Annotated in this window: 13 protein-coding genes and 1 pseudogene; 11 read left to right on the top strand and 3 right to left on the bottom strand. The window is 72.3% G+C overall.

The window, feature by feature from the left end; translation table 11 throughout:
- The first annotated feature begins 126 nt into the window (after positions 1–126).
- The 11 genes and pseudogenes from AC07EG_RS19500 (at position 127) to AC07EG_RS19550 (ending at position 22,853) form a co-directional block, all read left to right on the top strand.
- Positions 127–1,398, top strand: coding sequence for an MFS transporter (locus AC07EG_RS19500; RefSeq protein WP_478254523.1), 1,272 nt, complete (start codon positions 127–129; stop codon positions 1,396–1,398).
- A 132-nt stretch (positions 1,399–1,530) separates the two neighbouring features.
- The gene (locus tag AC07EG_RS19505) at positions 1,531–2,127 is read left to right on the top strand and encodes a YbaB/EbfC family nucleoid-associated protein (protein ID WP_478254524.1); all 597 of its coding nucleotides are present in this window, start codon (positions 1,531–1,533) and stop codon (positions 2,125–2,127) included.
- A complete protein-coding gene (locus AC07EG_RS19510; RefSeq protein ID WP_478254525.1) occupies positions 2,127–2,456 on the top strand; it encodes a WXG100 family type VII secretion target in 330 nt (109 codons plus the stop codon). Before AC07EG_RS19505 ends, AC07EG_RS19510 begins: the two co-directional genes overlap by 1 nt.
- Before the next feature lie 15 nt (positions 2,457–2,471).
- Positions 2,472–2,849 (top strand): annotated as a pseudogene (locus AC07EG_RS19515) (WXG100 family type VII secretion target); the annotation flags it as partial.
- Between the two features lie 2,784 nt (positions 2,850–5,633).
- A complete protein-coding gene (locus AC07EG_RS19520) occupies positions 5,634–10,937 on the top strand; it encodes a toxin glutamine deamidase domain-containing protein (RefSeq protein ID WP_478254684.1) in 5,304 nt (1,767 codons plus the stop codon).
- The gene (locus AC07EG_RS19525) at positions 10,934–11,365 is read left to right on the top strand and encodes a hypothetical protein (RefSeq protein ID WP_478254526.1); all 432 of its coding nucleotides are present in this window, start codon (positions 10,934–10,936) and stop codon (positions 11,363–11,365) included. The genes AC07EG_RS19520 and AC07EG_RS19525 overlap by 4 nt, the downstream gene beginning before the upstream one ends.
- A gap of 10 nt (positions 11,366–11,375) precedes the next feature.
- Positions 11,376–13,145: a TNT domain-containing protein gene (locus AC07EG_RS19530; RefSeq protein WP_478254527.1), complete on the top strand. Its 1,770-nt coding sequence runs from the start codon at positions 11,376–11,378 to the stop codon at positions 13,143–13,145.
- Positions 13,146–13,147: 2 nt separating this feature from the next.
- Complete coding sequence (locus AC07EG_RS19535) at positions 13,148–15,256, top strand: YrhB domain-containing protein (protein ID WP_478254528.1); 2,109 nt, start codon at positions 13,148–13,150, stop codon at positions 15,254–15,256.
- An 11-nt stretch (positions 15,257–15,267) separates the two neighbouring features.
- Positions 15,268–17,286: a YrhB domain-containing protein gene (locus AC07EG_RS19540; protein ID WP_478254529.1), complete on the top strand. Its 2,019-nt coding sequence runs from the start codon at positions 15,268–15,270 to the stop codon at positions 17,284–17,286.
- 3 nt (positions 17,287–17,289) lie between these two features.
- Entirely contained in the window at positions 17,290–20,844 is a 3,555-nt protein-coding gene (locus AC07EG_RS19545) for an ADP-ribosylglycohydrolase family protein (RefSeq protein WP_478254530.1), read from the top strand.
- A gap of 92 nt (positions 20,845–20,936) precedes the next feature.
- Positions 20,937–22,853 (top strand): TNT domain-containing protein, encoded by a 1,917-nt coding sequence (locus AC07EG_RS19550; protein ID WP_478254531.1) that lies wholly within the window; start codon positions 20,937–20,939, stop codon positions 22,851–22,853.
- 7 nt (positions 22,854–22,860) lie between these two features.
- Here the strand turns inward: AC07EG_RS19550 and AC07EG_RS19555 are convergent, their stop codons facing one another.
- The 3 genes from AC07EG_RS19555 to AC07EG_RS19565 all read right to left on the bottom strand — a co-directional run bounded on the left by AC07EG_RS19555 (position 22,861) and on the right by AC07EG_RS19565 (position 26,563).
- Positions 22,861–23,709, bottom strand: a complete 849-nt coding sequence (locus tag AC07EG_RS19555) for a class I SAM-dependent methyltransferase (protein WP_478254532.1) — start codon at positions 23,707–23,709, stop codon at positions 22,861–22,863.
- The gene (locus tag AC07EG_RS19560) at positions 23,703–25,010 is read right to left on the bottom strand and encodes a sensor histidine kinase (RefSeq protein WP_478254533.1); all 1,308 of its coding nucleotides are present in this window, start codon (positions 25,008–25,010) and stop codon (positions 23,703–23,705) included. The genes AC07EG_RS19555 and AC07EG_RS19560 overlap by 7 nt, the downstream gene beginning before the upstream one ends.
- A 92-nt stretch (positions 25,011–25,102) precedes the next feature.
- On the bottom strand, positions 25,103–26,563 hold the full coding sequence (locus AC07EG_RS19565) for a CCA tRNA nucleotidyltransferase (protein ID WP_478254534.1): 1,461 nt from the start codon (positions 26,561–26,563) through the stop codon (positions 25,103–25,105).
- Between the last annotated feature and the right edge of the window lie 88 nt (positions 26,564–26,651).

Here is a 26,651-nt window from a genome sequence, read left to right on the forward strand (position 1 = left end):
TTCCGTGTCCCCCGGGCTCACTGAAGAACCGCCTTTGTGGAATACCGTTCGGCTGGAGCCACACTGCGCCTAGCCGCCGAGAGGCGACCAAAGTGCGCCGGCCGACCAACCCCTTACGCTGGGGCGGTGACCACGAGCAGCCTGCGCGAGCTGCTCGCCCCGCCCGGCTTCCGCCGGTTGCTCCTCTCCCGCTTCGCCTCGCAGTGGGGCGACGGCGTCTACCAGGCCGGACTCGCCGGTGCGGTGCTGTTCAACCCCGAGCGCGCGGCCGACGCGCTGACCATCGCCGGCGGTTTCGCCGCGCTCCTGCTGCCGTATTCCATCGTCGGGCCGTTCGCCGGTGCGCTGCTGGACCGCTGGGACCGGCGCCAGGTGCTGGTGGTCGCCAATCTGCTGCGCGGGCTGGCGATCGCGGTTTCCGCGTTGTCGGTCGGCCTCGGTGCCGACGGGGTGCCGATGTTCGTGCTCGCGCTGGTGGTGATCGGGATCTCCCGGTTCGCCGGCTGCGGCCTGTCGGCTTCGCTCCCGCACGTGGTGCCGTGGCACAAGCTGGTCGGCGCGAACGCGTTCGCCGCCACGCTGGGTTCGGTCGTCGCGGTGATCGGCGGTGCCTGCGCGATCGCCCTGCGTGCACTGCTCGGCGTCGGTGACGTCGGTTCGGCGTGGACGACGGCCTGCGCCATCGCCGGTTCGGTGGCCGCCGCGGTGTTCGCCGCCCGGTTCGCCCGCGGCGAGCTCGGCCCGTCCACTGTGGACGAGCCGGCGATGGCGCTGGTCGCGGTCGCCAGGGGGCTGGCCGACGGGGCCGGGGCGGTGCTGCGCACGCCGTCGGTCCGGGCCGGGTTCCTGGCGTTGTTCGCGCACCGGGTCGGGTTCGGCATCTCGCTGCTGCTGACCGTGCTGCTGATGCGGTTCTCGTTCACCGACCTCGGCCTGCTGCGTGCCGGGTTGACCGGGCTGGGCCAGCTCGCCCTGCTGGCGGGGGCCGGGCTGCTGCTCGGCGGCCTGGTCACGCCCCGGCTGGTGGTCCGCTTCGGCCGTCGGCGGGTGATCACCGGCGGGCTGCTGGCCGCGGCCGCCTCGATCGCCGGGCTGGGCCTGCCGCTGGTGCTGCCGACCGTGCTGGTGGCGTCGTTCGCGCTGGCCGTGGCCGGGCAGCTGGTGAAGCTGTGCGTGGACGCGGCGATCCAGCAGGACATCGGCGACGAGGTGCGCGGCCGGGTCTTCTCCGTCTACGACGGGTTGTTCAACATCACGCAGGTGGCCGCGGTCACCACCACCGCGGTGCTGGTCCCGTTGGACGGGCGCGCCCCCGGCTTCCTGCTGGCCGCGGCGGGGGCGTACGCGCTGGGTGCGGTCGCCTATCTGGGTAGCACCCGGGTTCGCACTAGCGAATGATCTCCGGAACCCGGGTGGGCCGACTGGGGGAACTACTAGGGTGGCGCCAGCACATCTCTTTCGCTTGATTTCGGGGGCACTGTGACCACGCCAGGGGACGATCGAGCCCGGCTCGAGGCGCGAAACGCCGCCATGAAGGACCGGGTCGACGGCCTCCTGGAGCAGTTCAACCGGCAGACCGAGCAGCTGCGCGAGGCCCAGGCCGCCGCCGCGGCGGCCTCGGCGACGGTCACCTCCAAGGACGGCCTGGTCCGCGCCACCATCGACGCCAACGGCGTGCTGAGCAAACTGGACTTCGCGCCGACCGCGTTCGAGCGCAGCGGTGGCCCCGCCGCGCTCGCCGCCTCGGTGCTGGAGGTGGTGCGCACCGGCGGTCTGCAAGTCAAGCAGCAGGTCGCGGAACTGATGTCCCCGCTGACCGAGGGCATGCCGGACCTGACCGAGTTGTTCGAGGACGCGCCGTCGCTGGCCGGGCTGGTGCCGTCCATCCCGGACTTCACGCCGAAGGAACCGGAACCGACGGCGCGCCCGGAGTCCTTCGAGGACGAGGGCTCGATCTTCGAGCACCGCGGTCAGACAGCAACACCGCCACCCCCGGCGGCCACGCCGCCGCCTCCGCCGCCACCGTCCATGCCGCAGCCCAAGCCGACCACGCGCCGGGCCCGGCCCGCGCCGGTCGAGGACGAGGAAGAGCCGCCGGACAGCTGGCTCACCCGGGGCAACCGCTGATGGGCGCGGGGGGCCAGGGGTTCACGCTCGACCCGGATGCCGCGACCACCGCGGCGTCGAAACTGAACATCGCCGCCGACCAGCTCGAGGACGCCGGGAAGGCGCTCGCCGACGCGCTGGCCGCCGAGGGCGCGTGCTGGGGGGACGACGAGTCGGGCCAGGAGTTCGCCAAGGACTACGTGCCGGGGGCCGAAGGCGCGGTGAAGGCGTTCACTTCGATCGTCGAAGGGATCCGCGCGCTGCGGACCAACGTCGAAACGGCCGTGCAGAGCATGGAAGGCGCCGACGAGACGGTGCGCGGGGTGCTGAAAGAGGGCGGAGGAGTCTGACCCGTGGGGATGGAGATGCCCGACGAGGTCAAGTGGCTGTTGCCCATCGTCGTCGGCGAGAGCTGGCCGGAAGGCGACGAGGACAAGCTGCGGAACCTCCGGGACGCCTGGCACACCGCCGCGAAGGCGATCAATCCGGCGGCGGACATCGGCACCAAGGGCGCCGGGGAGGTGCTCGGCGCCTGGACCGGTGACGGCGCCGACAAGTTCGCCGAGGCGTGGAAGAAGTTCGTCGAGGGCGACGAGGCCTACTTCAAGTCGCTGGCCGAGGCGTGCCAGGCACTCGGTGACTCGTGCGACGCGACGGCACTGGACGTCGAGTACACGAAGTACATGATCATCGCCTCGCTGATCATGCTGGCGATCTCGATCGCGAGCATGATCGCGGCGGCTGCGGTCACCTTCGGCGGGTCGACCGCGGGCATCGTGCCCGCGCAGATCGCCACCCGGATGACCGTGCAGATGATCTTCCGGCAGCTGCTGCAGAAGCTGGCGCAGCAGGGGTTCAAGAAGATCGCGCAGGAAGTGCTGAAGCGGGTCCTCAAAGAGGTCCTGATCAACGTGGCCACCGGGGTGGCGCTGGACGCCGGGATCCAGGGGCTGCAGATGGCCACCGGCGACCGGAAGTCGTGGGACTGGGGCAAGACCTCGGACGCCGCGATCGGCGGTGCGGTCGAGGGTGTGGTCGGCGCGGCGAGCGAGGCCGTTCCGAAGGGCGCCACGCGGGGCGTTTCGGACAGCGTCGGCGGCCAGATCGCCGACGGTGCCATCCGGGGCGCGGCCCGCGGCGCCGCCGAAGGCGTCGCGACCACGGTCGGGGAGGCCGCGGTCACCGGTGAACTGGGGAACCTGAGCGCCTCGGACGTGCTGATGGGCGCCTCGGGCGGGGCCACCGATGGCGCCGCCGGCGGCGCCAAGGGGAACATCGACGGCATCCGGTCGGCGAACGCGCCGAACGTGGACGCACCGGATGTGGGTGGTCCGGGGTCTTCTTCGAACGGTTCGTCCTCGGGCGGTTCTTCTGCTACGGGTTCAGGGGATTCGTCTTCGCCGGGCAGCTCCTCTTCCGGCGGTTCTTCCCCGGGTGACTCCTCCTCGGGTTCGTCCTCGAATGGTTCGTCTTCGGGTGGCTCCTCGGGTGGTTCCTCCTCGGGCGGCTCCTCTTCCGGTGGTTCTTCCTCCGGCGGCTCCTCCTCGATTGGTTCCTCCTCAGGTGGCTCGTCCTCCGGCTCCTCTTCAGGTGGTTCCTCCGCGGGCGATTCCTCCGCAGGCGGCTCCTCCTCGGGTAGTTCATCCGCAGGCGGCTCCTCCTCGGGCTCGTCGTCGAACGGTTCGTCTTCGGGTGGTTCTTCCTCAGGTGGTCCATCCTCGGGCGGCTCGTCCCCCGGCGGTGCTTCCTCGGCGGGCAGCTACTCCTCCGGCGATTCGTCCTCGGCGGGCAGCTCGTCGTCCGGCAACTCGTCCTCCTCGGACGGACCGTCCCCCGCCCGCTCCGCGGACCACGTCGGCCAGTCGTCAGCAGCGACCATGGAACGCTCCGACACCGGCGCGGGTCAGCAGTCCTCCGCACCGGCACCCACTGCGGCCCCCCAGCCACAACACTCCCCGGCCGCCGCCAACGACGGTGGAAACCAGCAGCAGCCCGCCGCCTCCTCCGGCGGTGCCCAACCAGGCGGCACCCCAGCCGGTGGCGCTCCCGCAGGCGGCTCACCAGCAGGCGGTGCCCCAGCAGTTGGCTCACCAGCTGGTGGCGCCCCCACAGGCGGAACTCCCGCAGGCGGCGCCCCAGCTTCGAGTGGCTCACCCGCCCCCTCCTCCGGCGGTTCACCTTCGAGCAGTTCGCCTTCGTCGGGGAGCGGTTCATCGGGTGGCTACGGCATGGCCCCGCCACAGAGCGGCGGTAGCAGCAGCGGCGGCTACGGCATGGCGCCCCAGCAAGGCGGCGGTGGTGGTTACAACCCGCCGCCGCAGCAGGGTGGCGGGTTCGGCCCGCAGCCGGGCGGTCCGCCGCGCACGCAGGACTCCGTGGCCGCCGCAGGCTTCACCAGCGGTGGCTTCCCACCGCCGGGCACGCCCCGGCAGGACGGCCCACCGCAGGGTGGTCCGGGCATGCCACCGCCTCCCCCGCAGCAGCAAGGCGGCGGTGGCTTCGCGCCCCCACCACTGCAACAGGGCGGCGGCCAGCCCCAACCGGGCAACCGCCCGAACGGCCAAGGTCCGCGCCCGCCGCAGCCACCGCCCCAGGGACGCCCTCCGCAGCAGCAGAGTCCGAGCACCCACCGGCAAGGCCCCGGCGGTGGACTTCCGCAGGGTCCCCGTCCCGGGCAAGGCCAGCAGGGCGGACCAAACCAGCAAAGCGGCCCGAGCCGCCAAGGTGGACCGGGTCACCAAGGTGGACCGGGCCAGCAGAGTGGGCTGGGTCAGCAAAGTGCACCCGGTCAGCAGGGTGGACCAAGCCGCCAAGGCGGGCCGGGTCAGCAAGGCGGGCCAGGCCAGCAGGGCGGACCCAGTCAGCAAGGCGCTTTGCCTCAGCAAGGTGGCCCCAGCCAGCAAGGCGGCCTGCCTCAGCAAGGTGGCCCCGGCCAGCAAGGCGGCCTGCCTCAGCAGGGTGGCCCCAGCCAGCAGGGCGGACCCAGCCAGCAAGGTGGTTCGCCGCAGCCGGGTGGACCAGGTCAGCAAGGCGGGCGGAGCCAGCAAAGCGGGCCCGGACAGCAAGGTGGTTTGCCCCAGCAGGGTGGACCGGGTCAGCAGGGTGGACCCGGTCGGCAAGGTGGGGTGCCTCAGCAGCCAGGGCCGGGGCAGCCGGGGCCGCAGCGGCAAGGCCCGTCGCAGCAGCGGCCGTTCCAGCCGATGCGGGGGAACCTTGATCAGCCGCCGCCCGGGCGTGGGGGGCCGCCGCGGCCTCCGGGGTATCCGCAGCCGGGACGGCCGCCGCAGGCCGGGTATCAGCAGGGGCCGCCGCAGCGTGGGCCGCAGCAGCCGGGGCCGGGTGGGCGTCCGCCGATGCCGCCGCCACCTGGGCGGCAGGGAGCGCCACAGCCGTTCAACGCCTGGCAGAAGCCGCCGCTCGAGCCGCCGGTCACCCGGCCGGACATTCCGTTGCAGCAGCAGCCTGCCGCGCCCCGTCCGCCGGAACAGCGGGCTCCCGAGCAGCGTCCGGCCAGGCAGGACGTGCCTGTGCGGGACACCGCTGCCGAGCAGGTCCGGCCCACGCCGGAGCAGAGCGCACCGCAGCAGGACACGGCCGGGCAGCGCACGCCGGAGCAGGAGGCGCCCAAGCAGGACCGGGCTGAGCCCCGTACGCCGGAGGAAGCACCCAAGCGGGACGAGGGCCGGCAGCGTGCGCCGGAGCAGGAGGCGCCGAGGCAGGACGCGGTCGAGCAGGACAAGGCCGAGCAGGGTGCGCCGGAGCAGGGGACGCCCGGATCGGATGCGTCCAAGCAGGACGGCGCCGATCGAGACGCGTCCCGGCAGGATGCGCTCGGTCAGGGCGCGCCCAAGCAGGACGCGGTCGAGCCCGATGCTGTTCAGCAGGGGGCGCCCAAGCAGGACGCGGACGCAGCCGAGCAAGGGCGTTCTGAGCAGGGACCGGACAAGGACGCGGCCGACCGGGAAGCGCCCGAACAGGACGCGCCCAAGCAGGACCGGGCCGAGCAAGACACGGCCGACCGGGACGCGGACAAGCAGGACCGGGCCGAGCAAGACACAGCCGATCGGGACGCAGACAAAGACGGAGCCGATCGGGACGCAGACAAAGACGGAGCCGACCGGGACGCAGACAAAGACGGAGCCGATCGGGACGCAGACAAAGACGGAGCCGACCGGGACGCGGACAAGCAGGATTCGGACGACCAAGGGTCGGCCGAACAGGACACGGCCAAGGACGCGGACAAGGACGCGGCCGACCAGGACGGGCGGCCAGAAGACGACGGGCGTGTTCGTGAGGACTACGTAACCGACCCCGGGTTCCGCACCGACCGCACCGCGGACTTCCGGGCGCTGGCCGAAGCGCAGATGGACACGCTGCGCTCCAGCGGCCACGACAACAACGCCGAGCTCCCCCACGAGGTGGCTCGTCGTGAGGCGTATGAGCGGCGTGCCGAGAATCCGCAGTTCGCCCACATGTCCGACGACGGGGTGTACGCGGTCCACACCTACACCCGCCCCGACGTGTTCGAGCAGTTGAACCGGTCCCTCCGCAACCAGGACGAGAACTTCGCCGACTCGGTGCAGCAGGCCAGGGCGATCGCCTCCGGGCTCAACGAGCTGCCGCCGCACGAGGGGCTGGTGTCCCGCAAGGTCAGCCTGACCGGCCGCGCCGCCGACCTGCTCGCCGCCCAGTACAAGGTCGGCGAGATCGCGGTCGAGACGCAGTTCAACAGCTCCAGCAAGGTCACCGAGTCGATGCCGCGGAGCAAGTTCATCGGCGAGGTCGAGCTGCGGATCAAGTCCAAGACCGGCCGCGACATCGACCAGCTCGGCATGAAGCGCGAAGGCGAGGTGCTGTTCAAACCGGGCACCCAGCTGCTGGTCACCCGCAACGAGAAGGTCGACGGCACCTGGATCATCGAGGCCGAGGAGATCGGGCCGGACGACCCGCGTTACCTCGACCCCGACACCGTCCGCGACCGGATGGACGAGCGCCGCCAGCTCAGCGCCGACCAGGCCCGCGAGCTGGCCGAGGCGCCGGTGAAGAAGAGCGCCATCTGGGAAGCGCTCGGCACCCCCGCGCCCGACCCCACGCCGACCACCCCGGAACCGGTGGAGCACCGCGGCGAGCCCGAAGGCGGCTGGAGCACGCTGGCGGAACCCGCCCTCCACGCGGGCACCATGAACTCGCCGGAGCAGCAGGTCCGCTTCCTGATGGACACGCTGCCGGAGACCCAGGCCGTCAACGCGCACAACTTCCACGCCTGGAACGCGCTCGAAGACGGCTACCGCACCAACTCCAGCCGTTCGGTCGTCGCGCTCGAGGAACGCCTGCGGGGTCAGGACAGCACCGCCGGTCCGGTGCCGCCGGACCAGGTCAGCCACGACGCGAACCTCGACTATGTCCAGGACAAGCTGGGCGGCCAGTGGCAGCAGCACGGCGACTTCGACGCCGCCCTGCGCGACCTGGCCGACCGCCCGGTCGGCTCGCGGTCGGTGCTGGCCTACGAGTCCGAGGTGCCGAGCGACCCCGCCGACCCGGACTCGCCGAAGCGCGTGGTCAGCCACCTGGTCACCGCCGTCAACACCGAGCACGGGCTGGCGCTGGTCGACCCGCAGAACAACCGCCTCGCGGACCTGCCGGACCAGCCGTCGAGCGTGGCCACGCTGCCCTACCACCAGGGTGACGGTCCGGTGGCCGACACCGTCCAGGACGCACCGCCGTCGGAGAACACGCTGGTCGAGCCCGGCCACGGGCGGCCGGACGAGAGCTACCTGCACGACCCCGGCTTCCAGGCCACGCCCGAGGACCACCGGGCCGTCGCCAACGCCTTCCAGGGCGAGGGCAGGCACGAAGCCGTCACCGCCGACGCGGTCCGGGCCCGTGACGCGGATCCGCGTTACGCCAGGCTGACCGACGAAGACGCCACGGTGATCCGCGGTTACACCGGCCACGACTTCTACTCGACCGCCAACGCCGCGCACCGCGAAGGCCCGGACCACCCGGACTTCGACCGGTCGCAGCAGCAGGTCCGGGCGCTGGTCGGCGCGCTGAACAAGATCGACCCGACGCCGGGCCCGCTGCTCCGCGGGCTGGACTTCGGCGGCGACCCGGTGAAGATCCAGCAGTTCCGCGACCAGTACCCGGTCGGCCGGACCGCGGTCGAGACGACGCCGGTGAGCGCGAGCAAGAAGCTCACGCCGGACCAGGACACGAAGTTCGGCCCCGACGTCGAGATGCACATCGACTCGAAGACCTTCCGGGACGTCGAGTCGCTGTCGCAGAACCGGTCCGAGGGCGAGTCGATCGGCAAGCCTGCCACCCAGCTGTTCGTGCACGAGAACGAGCTGGTCACCGATCCGGTGACCAAGCGCGAGAAGCTGGTCATCCGGGCCGAGGAGATCGTCGAAGGCGATCCGCGGTGGGTGGACGAGGCCACCGCCGAGCAGCGGATGGCCGAGCGGCGCGAGCAGTGCGCGGCGAACGAGCGGGAGAACGCGGCCAGGGCGAAGGCGGCCCCGTCGCCGTTCGACGGCCTCACCACGCTCAACCCGCCGCCGGACGACGCCCCGGCCCCGCCGCCGCAGCGCGACATCTCCGACGCGCTCAACGGCACCGAACAGGGCGGTTACGCGGGCGCCGACCAGGGGCCGGACGGTCCGGCGATGGACTCCAGCCAGCTCGGCGACCACGACTGGTCACCGCTGGCGCGGGCGACCAATCCGCCGAGCGAACCGGCCATCCACGCCGACACCGCGAACCCGAACCAGCAGGCGAAGTACATCGCCGAGCGGCACCCGGAGATGGCCGGGGTCAACCCGAACTTCTACTCGCCGGACGCCTTCGCCAACGGTTACCAGACCAACTGCACGCGCGGCATGGTCGCGCACGCGCTGCGCCTCGGCGGCATCGACGCGGAGGCCGGCCGGCTGCTGCCCCAGGACATGGCGTCCATGGGCACGCTCGACTACGTGCGGGAGAACCTCGGCGGCGGGGACTGGCGCGGGCACAGCGACTACGACGACGTGATCCGGCACATGCGCGACCAGCCGATCGGCTCGCGCGCGGTGATCGCGGTGCAGTACGTCGGTGACGACGGCAACACCTACGGGCACGTGGCGGAGGTCGTGCACACCAAGGAGGGCGTGGCGTTCATCGACCCGCAGAGCAACGCGCTGATGAGCCTGCCGCACCCGCCGGTCGACCTGAAGACGATGCCGTTCGACCCGGCGAAGGCGGTCGAGCTGCACAACGAGAAGCAGCAGGTCGAGAACGACACCGAAACCGCCGCCACGGCGGACACCACGCAGCCGGTGCCCAAGCCGGCCGCCCCGGTGGACCCGCGGATCGCCTTCCAGAAGCCGGACGCGCCGGTGGACCCGCGGATCGCCTGGCAGCAGCAGGCCAACCCGCCCGCCGGTGCGGGCCTGCCGCCGCGCTCGGGTTACCAAGTGCGGCCGTCGCGGATCGGGCCGGACGGGCGGCCGGTGCCGTCGGTCTCGCACACCGTGCCGGACCGGACCCCGGCCGCCGACCGCGGTGGGTACGGCATGGCCGAGCCACCCCGGACCCCGGATCCCACGCCGGCCCCGGAGCCGAACCCCGCCAGGAACCCGGACGAGGACGGGCACCGGGCCCGGGAAGAGGAGCGCCCGAGGGCGCAGGACGAGTCGCCGCCGCCCACGCGCGAGGAGATCGAGCGCTACCTGGACAGCGAGCGGGTCGAGCGGGCGATCCAGGAGGGCAACGCGATCACCGCCCGCGACCCGGAAGCCACCGTCAAGGTCGACGGCCAGCCCCTGCCGATCGGTGACGCGATCCGGGCGATGATGCTCGATTCGGCCACCGGTCCGGCGGTGGCCCGGATCCTCCGCGACACCTCGTTCCTGGAGAACTCCCTGCTGGCCCGGCCGCAGACGCTGTGCAACGTGCTGAAGTACCCGGGCGCGGTCGAGGTGCTGGAGTCCTGCGTGCGCGAGGTGCGCGAGTACGGCGGCGGTCCCGCCGAACTCGCCGACTCGTACAAGGCGGACCCGAAGCCCTCGCCCAGTGACCTCACCCCCGAGCAGGCCCGGCTCTCGGCGGAGGCCGTCAAGGAGATCCGGCGGGTCAAGCCCCAGCACCTGCTGCAGCCGGGGTTCAACAAGGACGAGAAGGACAACCCCGAGTACCAGCGCCAGTACCTCGAGTACCTGTACCGGGACTGGCAAAAGAAGAACGACATGCTGGGCGACTTCGCCAGGTCGATCGCCGGGAACGCCAAAGACGTCGAGGTCAAGTCGCGCAAGGTGCCCAAGAGCAAGGTGCGGGCCGCGGACAAGATCGACGGCTACAAGGGCGAGGCCAACCGGCTGAACGACCTGGTCGGCTCGATCGTCCAGTACCGGACCGTGGACCAGGCGTACCAGGGGCTGGCGAAGGTGCTCGAAGAGAGTCGCCGCCCCGGGTCGAAGATCAAGGTGGTCGACTTCTCCGACCGGTTCCTGAAACCGCAGGGCAGCGGTTACCGGGACCTGCAGATGAACGTCCGGCTCGACCTCGGCAACGGCGAATACCACGTCGCCGAGCTGCGCCTGCACGTCAAGTCCATCGACGACGTGGCCGACTACGAGCACGCGCTCTACGAAGTCCGGCGTGACTTCCAGGCCGTGGCGAACGAGGACAAGAGCCGGGCGGAGGGCGAGGACGGCGACCGCGAACTGAAGCCGGAGGAACGGGCCCTGATCGGTTCGATCCTCAACGAGGAGCGGATCCGGTTCGGGGACGCCTTCCGGCTGGCGGGTGGACGGGAGACCGACCCGCGGAACTACACCAGAAGGACTCAGCGATGACCATCGAGACTCCGTCGTACTTCCGGTACTTCGGGCGCACCTTCGTCATCGACTCCACGCCCGACGGCGGCCTCGCCGGATCGCTGCTCAATTGGGACACCGGCGAGTTCGAGCCGGACCACGGGCCGATCCAGAAGGTGCTCTTCGCGACCTCCGACAGCGACATCAGCGCACTGGACCGGGAGGAGTTCGTCCAGCGGACCGAGCGGATCCGCCAGGACCTGACCGGGGACGGGCCGATCTTCGCGCTCTACGAGACGATCGAATCGATCTACGACCAGGCGGAGGCGGAGAACCGGCCGATCACCGACGAGGAACTCGAGCTGATCGAGTCGATCCAGCGGCGGACGTTCGCGATGTGGGAGGACGAACTCGCCCGGCGGGCGGCGGGTGAGCCGCCCAGTTTCACGGTTCGCCGCAAGCGTTGAGGGACCTCCGATGACCCAGCCACACGAGCTGCACCAGGGCCTGGCCGGCCGGGCCTGGTTGCAGGCGTTCGCCACCTACAAGGACGAGGAGTTCCAGGTGGCGGGCTACACCGCCCCCCACTTCCTGCTGTCGTGGAGCAAGGACGACGCCGAGCGCGCGGTGGAACTGGGCATTCCCGAGGGCGACGCGGGTGGTTACGTCGACAAGGCGACCCCGGAGCAGCTGACCGCGCTCTGGCAGGTCCGGATCGACGTGAACGCGGCACCGCCCGCGCAGCCGCTGTCCGAGGAGGAACGCGGCAAGCTGCTGGTCGGCGTCGGGCGCGCGCTGGTACCGCTGCGCCCGGAGCAGGGCACGGTGGCCGTCGACTTCCGCCAGCTCGGCGGCTACACCGAGGTCGAGGTCAGCTCGACCGACGAGCACGGCACCACGTTGTTCTGGTCCGCTCCGCCGGAGGTCGGCGAACTGCTGACCGAACTGCGGGCGGGCATGTACGAAAAGGGCGTCGGCGCCTGGCTGCAGGCGCGGTACACGCTGCGCGGCAAGCAGTTCGACTTCGACTTCGACCTGCTCAGCCCGCCGGAGTGGAAGCGCCCGCCGGACCGGCCGGGGCTGCCCACCCGCGTGGCCTTCGCCAAGGAGCTCGAGCAGTTCCCCCGCGACGACGAGCACCTCCCGCGCTGGCTGCGGGAGAAGGCGGGCCTGCCGCTCGCCGTGGTCTTCCAGCACGCCAGGATCGTGGACGCCTACACCCCCGGTGAACGCCCGGTGGTCGACCGGCCCGCGGTGGCCGAGGACGAGGTCCCGGCGCTGCTGCACTACCTCGAACGCTCGCCGGTGGTGCTGATCGGCGACCAGCCGGGCCCGGACATCTTCGCCCCGGCCGACCCGCCGGACGTGCCCGAGCGCTACCACACCGACGGCGTCTGGATCTGGCACGCGTCGGTGGCCCACTACCTGCGCAAGCACCGCACCCCCCCGGATCCGGAGCTGGCCGCGCACATCCGCGCGCAGCGGTACCAGACCCCGCACGTGGACCGGCTGCACCGGCTGACCGCGGCCGCCGACCTGCTCGGCGAGCCGCGGCCGAAGCCGGACCCCGAGCAGTTCGAGCCGAGCACCGGTGACCTGGCCGCCGAGCTGGAAACCCAGGTCGGCCCGGAGCTGGACGGCGCGGAGACGCTGGCCACGCTGCGGGCGCGCCTGGACGAGGCGGGCGTGTGGCCGAACGCCTACCGGCTGGGTGGTTCCGCGGACAACGCGTGGAGCCTGCTGCACACCGAGCGCGGCTGGGAAGTGGCCCGCTACCACGACGGCGAGCCGGTCGACCCGTGTTACTTCAACCGGGTGGAGGACGCCGCCCAGCAGTTGCTCGGCGCGGTGCTGCTGCACCCGGCGCGGATCACCGCCGGGGCGGAGAGCCCGCTGGAGACCGCCCGTGAACTCGACGACTGGCCGATCCAGCCCGCCGAAGGCGAACCGCCGCTGACGTTGTTGCGGAACAAGCGCCTGATCCGGCTCGCCGCCGGTACGGTGGTCGTGCGCTTCGGGGAGGAGAACGGCAACCTGGTGCACCACCCCGGGGTGCGCTTCCCCACCACCTCCCTGCCGCTGGAGCGGGAGGGCGCGGAACGCCGGTACCGGCTGGTCCGCCCGCTGTACGTGATCACCGGGATCACCGTGCCCTGGGCGAACCTGCCCGGGGGAGCGGTCGCCTACGTGCTCCCGAGAACGATCACCGAGCACACCGGTGACGGAAGTCTGGAAGGAACGGTCTGAGCGTGGAAGCGGCTGAAGCGGTAGCCAGGGTCGAGGACTGGCTGCGTGCCGTGCACGGCGCGGACCGCCCGGTCCGGGTGGACACCACCAAGGTGCGCCGGGTGCCGGAGGGCTGGTCGGTGCCCTACAACACGGTGGCCTTCCTGGACGGCGGGGACGCGGGCAAGGAGATCTTCCCGCCGCCGAACATGCTGGTGCGCGAGCCGGACGGGCAGGTGCGCCAGGCCGCGCCGCACCCCGGCGGGCTGAGCATCCCGGCGCGCTACCCGGGCCGGGAGCACTGGCACGAGATCGTCGACCAGGAGTTCCGGGACTCGAAGCTGGGCCACCTCGGCGTGCCGGAAGCAGCCATCGGCGGCTGGCAGAAGATCGCCCCCGACGGCACCGAGACCGACGAGGAACGGGAGAACCCGGCGTACCGGCCGGGCCCGATCCGGCTGGGCCGCGAGCGGCCGCGGAACGCGCTGGAGCACCTGCTCGCCTTCCACGACGCCGGCTGGCTGGACCGCGAACGCTTCCTGATCGGCCTGGTCGGCACCGAGGTGTTCATCCCGATCGCGGACAACGACCGGGTGCCGCGCACCGCCTACGACCAGCAGGCGCACCGGCTGCTCACCTACAGCGACCCGCGGCACCTGCCGGAGCACGTGCACCGCTGGTGGCACGTCGACCTGGCGACGCTGATGAAGCTGGACCCGCCGCCGAACCTGAACCTCGACGGCGGCCCGCAGTACCGCCAGCAGGTCAGCGGCGCCGAGCTGACCGAGGTGCTGACCCGGTTCCCGCGGTTCAAGCAGACCGTGGACCAGAAGGTCACCGGGTTCGCCGCGAGCGAGGAGGTCAAGACCCTCGCCGAGGAGGCCGCGGCCAAGATCGTGCTGCCGACCCCGGTCTCCGCGCCGACGCACGCCGTCGACTGGGCCCGCCGCAACGGCTACGAGCTGACCGACGAGGAGATCCGGCTGACCGTGCTCGGGCGGACCTGGCGCGAGCGCGTCCGCCTGGACGACGGCGGTCGCTGGCCGGTGGACCTGGCGTCGAACGGCCTGCGGCCGGGGTACGGCGACCACGGCGAGGTCGTGCCGCGGCTGAACACCTTCGGCAAGTACTTCGAGCAGGGCAATCCCGGGTTCAAGCACGGCTGGCACCGGGTGACCGGCGCCTACCTCGGTTTCGCGCTCGGGGAAGCGCTGGGCCGCCACGGCAGCCTGGAGCGGGAGGTCCCGCTGGGGCCGCTCACCCGGCAGCTGCTGTTCCTGACCGAAGGCGTCATCCGCAGCCCGCACCGCGAGGACCCCGAACGGGCGGATCAGCTGCCGGTCACCGCCGCGCGCGGGCTGCTGCGCTGGCTGCACACGCAGGGCGAGCCGGTGCCCGGTGAGCTCGACGGCTGGCTGGTCCAGGTGCCGGAGCTGCGGGAACGGGCCGAGCCCGACCCGGCCGAGCTGGGCGCGGTGCGGGAGCTGGCCGGGGAGAAGCCGGGCACGGGCACCGGCCCGGGTGCGCTGCTCGCCGCGTTGCCCGCCGCGCTGACCAACGGTTACGCGGGTTCCGGCGGCGTCGACCGGACCGCGCGGGTGCTCGCCGGACTGACCCACAGGGCCGAAGACGCCGAGGCCGCCGCGTTCCTGGCGTCGCTGTTCGACCTGGTGCTGACCAAGGACGCGGTGTGCCCGCCGATCGCCACCGCGCGGGGCCTGTTCCGCGACGGCGCCTGGCCGGGGCTGCGGGACACCGTCGACCGGTCGCTGATGTCGATGAGCCCGCACTCGAAGATCCCGGTGCTGCCCCGGCCGGCCGACTTCGGCGCCGGGAGTGACACCAAGACCGTGCTGGCGCAGGCGCTCAGCGCGGTCAGCGGCTACGAGAACTACCCGGAACTGGCGTTGCGGCGGTCGGTCGACCACGGCGGCAGGCGCCCGCTGACCGGGGCGCTGGCCGGTGCCCTGCTCGGCGCCCGACTGGGCCCGCCGGGACTGCCGTGGACCGGGCAGGTGGGCTCGCGTGACCTGGTGGAGCAGCTGGCGAGCGACGCGTTCTGGCACTTCGACCAGTACAGCCCGGTTTTCGAGAGCACCTCAGGATGGGCGAGGCGGTACCCGCGATCGTGAGCACCAACGGAATGACCCAAGAGCAGGCGATCGGCCGCGTCGAGCAGTGGCTGCGCGGGCGGCCCGGCGGCGACGCGCTGCGGGTGCGCACCGAGTACGTCGCCCGCCACGGCGACGGCTGGCAGGTGCCGTACAACGCGGCCGCCTTCCTCGACGGCACGGACATCGGCAAGGGCCTGTTCCCGACGCCGGTGTTGTTCGTGCCCGACGACGGCGGGGAACCCCGGCACCTGGCCGCCGCGATGGCCGTGCCGAACCCGCCGCGACCGGTGGCCGCGGAGAGCGACGACACCTGGCCCGCGGTGGTGGACTCCGACTTCGACCGGGCCGCGTTCCCGAACCTGGCACCGCCGGAGAAGGCGATCGTGCGCTGGGAATCCGCCGACGGCGCGACGAAGCCGAACCCGGCGTACGTCCATGGGCCGCTGAAGATGGGCTACCCGCTGCCGTTGACCGACGCCGAAAAGCTGTGGCAGTACCGGTCGGTGGGCTGGATCGACGACCGGACCTACTTCCGGTACCTCACCGAGTGCGAAGTGCTCGACGTCGATGACAACAAGGTGTACACCTCACCGGCCCGCGTGCCCGGTTCGGTGCGGGCGTGGACCCGCAAAACGCTCCGCCGGTTCTTCCAGGAGCAGAACGGCGGCGGCTCGGTCTACCTCGACTTGGGCACGTACAGCTTCGAGGAGGTGCGCAACCACGTGCTGCCGGACCTCGGCGACGACCTGGGGCCGGAGCCGGTGCCCGGGGCGCCCGCCGAGTACAGCGCACCCGTGGTCGAGGCGGTGGACGCGCTGGTCACCGAGTTCGGCATCGATCCGCCGCGGTACCTGACCGGGCACCTGCCGTTCGTCGCCGAGCAGGCCAGGCAGTTCGGCTACGTGCTCACCGAACGGGAGTGCCTGCAGTACGCGCGGGCGTACGCGCTGTGGTTCCGCAACCTGCGTGCCCCGGTCACCGGCGCGACGGTGAGCTGGCCGGACGACCTGTGGGCGGCCGGTTTCGTCGAGCACCGCCGGACCGACGGCACGCCGTCGCCGCAGCCGTGGCACTTCGGCAAGTTCTTCCGCCGGATCTCCACCGAGCAGGGCAGCAACTTCCGCTGGAACCGGGTCGCGGGCGCCTACGTCGGCTTCGCGCTCGGTGATTCGATCGGCTCGCAGGCCGAGCAGCACGGCCGCTGGACCGGCGGGCCGCTGGAGCGCGGCGGGCTCACCCGGCAGCTGCTGTTCCAGACCGAGGCGGTGATCCGCGGCCTGCCGCCGGTGAACGACACCGCCGAGGTCCCGGCGTCGCTGCCGCGCGTCGGCAGGCCGGAGGGCTGGCTGAACGAGGCGACCGCGGGCACCGGCCCGGCACCGGCCGAGTTCTCCGCGTTGCTCGCTCCCGCGCTGGCGGCGACGGTCGCGGGCGGCACCCCGGTCGACGGCATCGACGTGGCGTACTCGCAGGCCATCGCACACGAGCTGATCGGCGCGGCCGCCGGCCCGGACGTCACCGAGGGCGCGGACCTGCTGGTCCGCGTGCTGTGGGGGCTGCTGAGCCCGGCCGACGGGCTGCCCGACCAGATGGCCATGCCGACCTACAACCACCTGGCTTCGGTCCGGCAGTCGCTGGCCGCGGACGATCCGCTGCGGGCGGACCTCACCCGGGTCCTCGAACTGCGGGACGACTGGAACGGGGACCCGGCCGAGCAGATCGAGCAGCTCGGCGACGGCCGTTCGCCGCGGTCGGTGCTGCTGCGTGCCCTGTTCGCCGCGGCAAAGCACGGGGACGACCCGGGGGCGGCGATCCTGCTGGCGGCGCACCAGTCCGGCAGCTCGGTGGTCACCGCCGCGCTGACCGGCGCGCTGGTCGGCGCGCAGCGCGGCATTCCGGGGCTGCCGCAGGACTGGGTGGCGCGGCTGCCGCAGCTGGGCCTGGTCGACAACGTCGCCGGGGACGCCTTCTACCACTTCCACCGCTTCGGCGTGGCCCGCGAGCCGTCCGAGCAGGAGGCGTGGGAAGCCCGGTATCCGCGGGGGTGACGCATGGACGACTGGCTCAGCGACGACGAACTGTCGGTGCTGGCGCGCCTGGTGCGCCGTCAGCGGGCGGCCGGGGGCACGCCGGACGCGGTCCGGGTGGAGCGGGTGGAGCTTTTTGTCGGCACCGACGCCGCCGGACGCCGCTTCCTGACGCCGAACCCGGTGGCTGACTGGGCTCCCCGCGAATCGACCGGGGTGGACCCGCGGCGCTGGCGCGGCAGCCTGCTCGCCGGGGCCTGCGGCGACGCGCTCGGCGCCCCGATCGAGTCGAAGTCCATGGACCGCGTGCGCGCGATGACCGGACCGGACGGCATCCTCGACTTCATCCCGGCCTACGACGGCATCGGGCTGATCACCGACGACACCCAGATGACGCTGTTCACCCTGGAAGCGCTGATCCGCGCGCACGCCGAGCAGCGCCGGACCGGCGGCACCGATCTCCGCTACGGCCTGCAGCTGGCCTACCAGCGCTGGTTGCACACGCAGGGCGTGCCGTGGGACAAGGCGCGGGGACCGCGGGAGGACGGCGACCGGCCGGACGGCTGGCTGATCACCAACGAACCGCTGCACCACCGCCGCGCACCGGGGCAGACCTGCTTCTTCGCGTTGAAGGGCTACGGCTCCGGCGTGCCGATGGGCACCTTCGAGCAGCCGATCAACGAGTCGAAGGGCTGCGGTGGCGTGATGCGCGCGGCTCCGGCGGCCATCTGGTCGGACGATCCGGCCGACGCCTTCGAAATCGGCGCGATGAGCGCGGCGCTGACCCACAGCCACCCCAGCGGGTACCTCCCCGCCGGCACCTTCGCGGCGATGGTGCACCAGCTGGTCCGGGGCGCGAGCCTGGAGGCCGCGCTGGCCACCGCGCGGGAACTGCTCGTCCGCCGGAACGGGCACGAGGAGACCTCCGCCGCCATCGACGCGGCGATCGCGCTGGCCGGGCGCGGGGCACCGACGCCGGAGAAAACCGCGACGCTCGGCGGTGGCGGGGTCGGCGAGACGGCGTTGTCCATCGCGCTCTACGCCGCACTGGTCACCGACAACCCGAACGACGCCCTGCTCGTCGCGGCGAACCACGGCGGGGACAGCGACTCCACGGCTTCCGTCTGCGGCAACCTGGTCGGCGCGTTGTACGGCCCGGAGCAACTGCGGCCGAACTGGCTCGACCAGCTGGAACTGCGTGACGTCATCGAGCGCATCGCCGACGACGCCCTCGCCGAGTTCGGCCCCGAACCGCCCGACTGGGGCGACCGGTACCCGCCGTCGATCCCGGCCCGCGAAGCACCCGCCTCGGGTCCGGCCGAGCCGCAGGAACACCGCGCGCGGACCTCGCTGCTCGCCGCGCTGGAAACCGAGACGGTGCCGCCCCCCGCGTTGACCAGGGCGGAACGGTTCCGCGGCTGCATCCTCGCCGGTGCCGTCGGCGACGCACTGGGGGCGGCCCGCGAGTTCGACCCGATGGAACGCATCCGGCAGTTGCACGGTCCCGACGGCATCACCGACCTGGTGCCCGCGTTCGGCGGCCTCGGCCGGATCACCGACGACACCCAGATGACCCTGTTCACCCTCGAAGGGCTCATCCGGGCGCACGCGCACCAGCGCGCCGGTGGTCACCGCGGCCGCGAGCACTTCCTGCAGGACGCCTACCAGCGCTGGCTGCACACGCAGGGCGTCTCGTGGCACGAGGCCCGCGGGCCGGAGAACCGGTCGAACGCCCCGGACGGCTGGCTGATCACCAACCGGGACCTGTTCGACCGCCGTGCCCCGGGCGCCACCTGCTACCACGCGCTGAAGGAGTTCGGCGCCACCGGCCGGATGGGCACGCTCACCCACCGGCTGAACGACTCGAAGGGCTGCGGTGGCGTGATGCGCGCGGCCCCGGCGGCGCTGTGGCCGGACGTGTTCGAGACCGGCGTGTTCAGCGCGATGCTCACGCACAGCCATCCGGCCGGGTACCACTCGGCCGGTGCGCTGGCGGTGATCGTGGCCCACCTGCTCGACGGCGGTTCGCTGCCGGATGCGGTGGACCTGGCGATCGAGCACCTCGAGCGCACCGGCGACCAAGAAACGCTCGCCGCGCTCGACGTGGCGATCAAGCTCTCGCACCAGGGGCCGGTGACGCCGGAGAAGATCGCCGCCATCGACGGCGGCGGCTGGATCGGCGAGAGCGCGCTGGCGATCGCCGTCTACGTCGCCCTCGCCACCGAGAGCCTGGACGAAGCGCTGCTGGCCGCGGTCAACCACGACGGCGACAGCGATTCGACCGGTGCCATCTGCGGCAACATCGCCGGCGCGATGTACGGCCCGGACGCGATCCGCGCGAACTGGCTGGCGCAGCTGGAACTCCGGGACGTCATCGAAAGCCTGATCGCCGACGCCCTCGCCGAATTCGGCCCCGAACCGCCCGAGTGGGGGCAGCGGTACCCGACTGGCCTGCGCCCGGCCGTGCCCCACACAGTCCACGCGGCCCCGTCGCTGAACCGGGACGACCGGTTCCGCGGCAGCATCCTGGCCGGTGCCGTCGGGGACGCGCTGGGGGCGGCCGACGAGTTCGAGCCGATCGACGTCATCCGCGAGCTGCGTGGTCCCGACGGCATCACCGACCTGGTGCCCGCGTTCGGCAGCCTCGGCCGGATCACCGACGACACCCAGATGACCCTGTTCACCCTCGAAGGGCTCATCCGCGGGCACGCGCACCTGCGCCGCGGCGGGCGGACCGGCCTGGAGCACTTCGTGCAGAGCGCCTACCAGCGCTGGCTGCACACGCAGGACCTGGCGTGGGAGGACTGCCGCGGTCCGCACGACCCCAGCCGCGAACCGGACGGGTGGCTGGTTTCGCACCGCGAGTTGTTCAGCCGCCGCGCTCCCGGCAAGACCTGCCTGACCGCGTTGATGTCGTACGGCAACAACGGGCGGATGGGCACGTTCACCCACCGGCTCAACACCTCGAAGGGCTGCGGCGGGGTGATGCGGACGGCTCCGGCCGCGCTGTGGCCCGGCGACGCGAACGCGGTGTTCAGCGTGGGTGCGATGTGCGCCGCGCTGACCCACAGCCATCCCACCGGCTTCCTGTCGGCTGGCGCGCTGTCGGTGATCGTGCGCCACCTGATCGACGGCGGCGGCTTGCCGGACGCGATCGAGGAGGCCTTCCGGCAGTTGTCCCGCCGTCCGGACCACGAGGAAACCACGGCCGCGCTGCGGTTCGCCGTGCAACTGGCCGGGCAGGGCCCGCCGACGCCGGAGAAGATCGCCACCATCGACGGCGGCGGCTGGATCGGCGAGAGCGCGCTGGCGATCGCCGTCTACGTCGCCCTCACCACCGAGAGCCTGGCCGAAGCGCTGCTGGCCGCGGTCAACCACAGCGGGGACAGCGATTCGACCGGTGCCATCTGCGGCAACATCGCCGGCGCGATGTACGGCCCCGGCGCCCTGCGCCAGAGCTGGCTGGGGCACCTGGAACTGCGGGACGCGATCGAGGAACTCACCGCCGACGCGCTCGCCGAGTTCGGTCCCGAGCCGCCGTCGCACTCGCTCTGGGAGCGGAAGTACCCGAACTCCTGATCATGGTTCCACGTGGAACACGGATCGGCCGGGCGACTAGATTTGACTCGGATCTCACCGAGGGGACACGGTGACGAACAAGGGGGAGAGACGTGCGCTACCGGATAGACGCGGCTGAGCGACCGGATTCGCTCTACGCGGCCTGGCGGGGCGGGGTGTTCCGCGCCCAGCGCTCGACCGCCGACGGCACCGTGCTGCTGGTGGCGCTTCCGGGGGAGGAAGCGCCCGCCGACTTCGACACCGAGTGGAACGGCAGCCCGGCGAGGGTGGTGCCGGAGGCCGAGGCCGCGAGCACCTTCAGCGTGCAGACGCACTGCCTGTTCGCCGACGAGATCTACCGCGTCGCCCCGCAGAACGGCGAAGCGCTGACGCTGCGGTGGACCGGGCAGGACGAGGTCCGCGCCCGCGAACTCGGCCTGGTCGACTTCACCACCACCGCCGAGCCGGAGGAGATCGAAGCGCTCTGGCAGGAGCGGCACGATTTCCTCCCGGCCGGCACGCCGCCGCCGGAACGCGGTTCCGGTGATCCGAACGCGCTGCTGCGTGCCATCGGCCGCACCATGCTGAAGGTGCTGCCGGAAGGCTGGGAACGGGTCGGTGCCCAGTTGCGGCAGGTCGGCGGCTACGCCGAGCTGGAGGTCCGCGCGGTCGCCGGTGACCTGGTCGTCTCGCTGTCGCCACCGGCGCAGCTGGGCCAGTTGTTCAGCCAGTTGCGCACGGCCATGTACGAGCCGTCCACCGGCACCTGGTTCGAGGGCACCTTCACGCTGGACGCCGGCTCGAACTTCGACTTCGACTTCGACGTGGACGCCGAACCGCACTGGCGCCTGGCCCCGGGTGAGGGCGGGCGGCCGACCGCGCGGGCCTACGAAGCCGAGCTGGAGCGGTACCCGCGCGACCGCAAGCACGTGCCGGACTGGCTCGCCGCGAAGGCGGGCCTGCCGCTGGACGTCACCTTCCGGCACGCGAAGGTGGTGGACAGCCACACCGAGGGCGAGAAGCCGGTGGTGAACCGGCCGCCGCTGCCACCGGACGAGGTGCGCCGGGTGCTCGACTACCTGTACCGGTCGCCGGTGGCCTCGGGCCGCCCGGTGGCGCTGCCCGACCTGTTCTCCCCGCACGGCAGGCCGGACGTGCCGGACGCCTTCCACACCGACGGCACCTGGATCTGGCCCGCCGCCGTACCGCACTACCTGCGCAAGTACGGGGTACCGCCGGAGCCCGAGCTGGTCGACCACATCCGGGCGAACCTGCACCGCCCGCCGTACGTGCCGGACAAGCTGCGGCACACCGCCGAAGCCGAGGTGCTGGGCAAGCCGTACCCACCGCAGTCCGCAGACGACCTGCCGGGCCCGGACCGGCACGCCCGCGGCGAGCGCGACGACGACGCCCTGCCGAAGCTGCGGGCCGCCGAAGTGCTCGACGTGCTGCACCGCAGGCTGGCCGAACTGGGCGTGGCGCCGTCGAGCTACCGCATCGGCGAGCCCGCCGACGGTGCCTGGTGCCTCCGCCGGATCGGCGGCCGGTGGGAGGTGGCGCGGTTCGCCGGGGGCGAGCCGGTGGACCCGGTGCCGTTCGACCACGTCCAGGACGCGGCGCGGCACCTGATCGGCACGATGGTGCTGTACCCGGCGCTGGCGCGCGAGCCCGAGGAGGCCGAGGCCGGGCACCCGACGGACTGGCCGATCCTGCCCCTGCGGGGCGAGCCGCCGCTGAACTTCTTCCGCGCCAAGCGGTTGATCGTGCTGCCCGCGGGCACCGTGGTGCGACGCTGGGGCGGCGAGGGCGGCAACCTGGTGCACCCGGAGCACGTGCGGTTCCCGGAGACCTCGCTCGCCTTCGACCGCGAACGCGAGCAGCACACCTACGTGCTGCACCGCCCGCTGCGCGTGCTCACCGGCATCACCGTGCCGTGGGGCGCCCTGCCCGGCGGCGCGGTCGCGTACCTGCTGCCGCGGCCGCTGGGCCAGCACGTGGAAACGGGCGCGATGGAGAAGGTCAGCGCGTGATTTCGGCTCAGCGGGCGTGCACCAGCACCGCGGGCGACCACCAGTAGTCGGCCAGCGGGGTCACGCCGACCTCGCTGAACCCGGCCTCGGCCAGCTGCTCCACCCAGCCGCCGGCGGGCTGCTCCCAGTTGGTGCGGCCACCGCCGGGGGAGACCAGGCCGAGCAGCATCGGCATCAGGAAGCCCGGCGCGACCAGGTCGCCGTCGTACTCGGCCACGCCCCGCTCGTACCGCGTGACCAGCGAAGCCAGGTGTTCCGGACTGTGCTCTGCCACCTCCGGGACGTCGAACTCGGCGAGCACCAGTTCGCCGGTGCGCCCGCGCAGCACGCGGAACACCTCCAGCCGGTCGTCCGGCTCCAGCGACTGCATGGCGAAGGTCGACTGCACGAGGTCCCAGGACGAGTCGGTGTTCGCCAGGAACTCCTGCGCGGTGGCCTGCGCGGCGTGTGCCCCGGCGACCCGCTGGCGGGCGGTGTCCAGCAACGCGGCCGACGGCTCCACCAGGTCGATCCGCGACGGCCGGTGCGCCGCCCGGTCGAGTGCGGGCACCACGGCGAGCCCGTCCCCGCAGCCGAGGTCGAGCAGCGAGTCCGGGCGGCGGTCGTCGTACAGCTCGGCGAGCCGCCGCGCGAGCTGGTCGTACAGGTGCACGTTGCCGCCGCCGCGGATGAACTCGGTGAACGCGGCGGGCTGGTCGTAGACGTCGTGGCCGGTGGCCGAATCGAGGTGGCGGGCCAGTTCCCCGCCGAGGCGCGAGCCGGCTCCCGCGGCCTGCCCGGCCAGCACGGCGGCCTTCGGCCGGTCCTCGTCCCGCAGTGCGGTCAGGCAGGCGACCAGGGTTTCGAAGATCAACACGGCACCCACAATGTCACGCGGGTGCCGTTGCCCGGGGTGGATTCGACCGTCGCCTTGCCGCCGACCTCGGCCAGCCGCGCGGTGATCGACTCGCTGATGCCGAAGCCCGGCGGGCGGGTGTCCGAGCTGAAGCCGGTGCCGTGGTCGCGGGTGATCACCGCGATGCCGCCGTCGCGTTCCTCCACCCGCACCAGCACCTTGTCCGTGCCGGAGTGCTTCATCGTGTTGCGCATGGCCTCGCGCACGGCGTCCCGGATGGCGATCTGGCGCACCTCGGAGAGCGTGTCCTCGTCCAGTTCGGCGATCACCACCTGCGCCCGGAGCCCGTCGCGGGCCATTTCCGCGGCGAGCGAGGCGAGCTTCTCGCCCAGTGGGCGGGCGCCTTCGCTGTCGGCCGCTTCGATGTACTTGCGCACCTCGACCGCTTCCGCGCGGGCCATCCGGCGCACCTCGGCGAGCTGCTCCTCGGCGGTGCCCTCGCCGGGCAACGCCAGCGCCTCGAGCGTCTGGAGCACGGTGTCGTGCATCAACCGGTGCTGGCGCGCGCGTTCGGCTTGGCGGCCGTTGCGGATGCCGTACGCCAGCGCGAGGCGGGTGCCGAGGCCGATCAGCACCAGCGCGCCGGAGGCGGTGAGCAGCACCCCGGCCAGCGTGCCCAGCCCGGAGAAGGCGCTCCCGACGTGGACCGAGCCGGTGTTCGCCCAGCTCATCAGCAGGTTCAGCGGAATGCTGCCGAGCAGGAACCCGATGCCGTAGGGCAGGCCGAGGGCGAGGGTGAACAACGCGACCGTGCCGAGCAGGTGCTTGCCGGGCACGCCGATGGCGTCGGGGTAGACCTCCGGCGGCACCAGTGCGGCGACCGCCAGGTTCGCCAGCGCGGTGAACACGGCGTCGACGGTCAGCAGCACCGCCGCGCGATCACTGCGGAACGGCGCCGACCGCAGCATCCAGCGCACGCCGTAGACGTTGAGCAGCACCGACAGCACCGCCACGGTGGTCACCGGTGCCGCGCCGGCGCTGCCGTGGGCACCGAGGAAGGCGACCAGCGCCCCCGGCACCGCGATCAGCCGGTAGACCATCGGCACGAAAGCGACATAGCGACCCGCCCGCAGCAGCAGGCCGTCGCTGGCCCGCGGATCCACCGGCGCGGCCATCGCCGAGATCCGGCGCAGCGCGCGCACCGGCGTCGGATCCGCGACCCCGTCGGACAGCTCGCTGCTGGCCGTGGCGATCGCCGGCGCACCCCGCCGGAGCAGGGTGACGAGGAAGCTGGCCTGCTGGGGCGGTCCCTGGCGGCGCATGTCTCTCCATCTCACCTGGGTGGGGAAGTGAGTATCGTTCATCCGATCGGCATTCGGATCAACAGCTGGAGAAGATCGGCCGAATGTTCTAGTCAGCCGGCTGACGGTGCTTCCGGTGGGTCGATACCCTGTTCGGCCGCCCAGCGGCGGAGTTCGGCCACCGCCTCGTCGTGCTCCAGCGGACCCCGGTCGAGGCGCAGCTCCTTGAGGAACTTCCACGCCTTGCCGACCAGCGGGCCCGGTGGCAGGCCGAGCAGCTTCATGATCTCGTTGCCGTCGAGGTCCGGGCGCACGCGGGCGAGGTCCTCGGCGGCGGCGATCCGGGCGATCCGGACTTCCAGGTCGTCGTAGGTCCGCTGCAGGGCGGCGGCCTTGCGCTTGTTGCGCGTGGTGCAGTCGGCCCGGACCAGCTTGTGCAGCCGCGGCAGCAGGGGACCGGCGTCGGTGACGTACCGGCGCACCGCCGAATCGGTCCACTCGCCCTTGCCGTAGCCGTGGAAGCGCAGGTGCAGGAACACCAGCTGGGACACCTGCTCGACGATCTCCTTGCTGTACTTCAGCTCGCGCAAACGTTTGCGGGCCATCTTCGCGCCGACCACCTCGTGGTGGTGGAAGCTGACCCCGCCGCCGTCCTCGAACCGGCGGGTGGCCGGCTTGCCGATGTCGTGCAGCAGCGCGGCCAGCCGCAGCACCAGGTCCGGCTCGGCGTCCGGGTCGTCCTTGCGCTCCAGCGCGATCGCCTGGTCGAGCACGGTCAGCGAGTGCTGGTAGACGTCCTTGTGCTGGTGGTGCTCGTCGATGGCCAGCCGCATGCCGGGCACCTCGGGCAGCACGTGGTCGGCCAGCCCGGTGTCCACCAGCAGCTCCAGCCCGAGCCGGGGGTGCGCGCCGGTGAGCAGCTTGGACAGCTCGGCCTGCACCCGCTCGGCGGTGATCCGCCGGATCTCACCCGCCATCGAGGTCATCGCGTCGACCACACGCGGTGCGGGTTCGAAGCCGAGCTGGGAGACGAACCGCGCGGCCCGCAGCATCCGCAGCGGGTCGTCGGTGAACGACTCCTGCGGGGTGGCCGGGGTGTCCAGCACCTTCAGCCGGACCGCGTCGAGACCGCCGTGCGGGTCGACGAAGGTCTTCGACGGCAGCTCGATGGCCATCGCGTTCGAGGTGAAGTCGCGGCGCAGCAGGTCGCCCTCGATGGTGTCGCCGAAGGTGACCTCGGGATTGCGGCTGACGTGGTCGTAGGCGTCCGCGCGGAAGGTGGTGATCTCCAGCTGCGCACCGCCCTTGGTCACGCCGACCGTGCCGAAGGCGATGCCGACGTCCCACACCGCGTCCGCCCAGCCCGCCACCAGCGCCAGCACCTGGTCCGGGCGGGCGTCGGTGGTGAAGTCGAGGTCGGGCGACAACCTGCCGAGCAGGGCGTCGCGAACGCTGCCACCGACGAGGTACAGGCGGTGGCCGGCGGCGGCGAAGCGGGCGGCGAGCTGATCGGCCACCGGCGAGATCCGCATCAGCTCGATCACCGCGTTCCGCTGGACGGCGAGTTCGTTCACTGGGATCCCACCACGAAAACGGTGCACTTACTACACGCACAGATCAACACGGACACGAGAAGCCAGCGTACCGGCGCGCGCTGTTGCT

The sequence above is a fragment of the Amycolatopsis sp. NPDC045836 genome, from assembly GCF_056431745.1.

Bases quoted from the DNA above. Each gene is read 5' to 3' on its own strand.
- AC07EG_RS19560 (WP_478254533.1), bottom strand. From the start codon at position 25,010: ATGCGCCGCCAGGGACCGCCCCAGCAGGCCAGCTTCCTCGTCACCCTG.
- AC07EG_RS19510 (WP_478254525.1), top strand. From the start codon at position 2,127: ATGGGCGCGGGGGGCCAGGGGTTCACGCTCGACCCGGATGCCGCGACC.
- AC07EG_RS19545 (WP_478254530.1), top strand. From the start codon at position 17,290: ATGGACGACTGGCTCAGCGACGACGAACTGTCGGTGCTGGCGCGCCTG.
- AC07EG_RS19530 (WP_478254527.1), top strand. From the start codon at position 11,376: ATGACCCAGCCACACGAGCTGCACCAGGGCCTGGCCGGCCGGGCCTGG.
- AC07EG_RS19525 (WP_478254526.1), top strand. From the start codon at position 10,934: ATGACCATCGAGACTCCGTCGTACTTCCGGTACTTCGGGCGCACCTTC.
- AC07EG_RS19540 (WP_478254529.1), top strand. From the start codon at position 15,268: ATGACCCAAGAGCAGGCGATCGGCCGCGTCGAGCAGTGGCTGCGCGGG.
- AC07EG_RS19505 (WP_478254524.1), top strand. From the start codon at position 1,531: ATGAAGGACCGGGTCGACGGCCTCCTGGAGCAGTTCAACCGGCAGACC.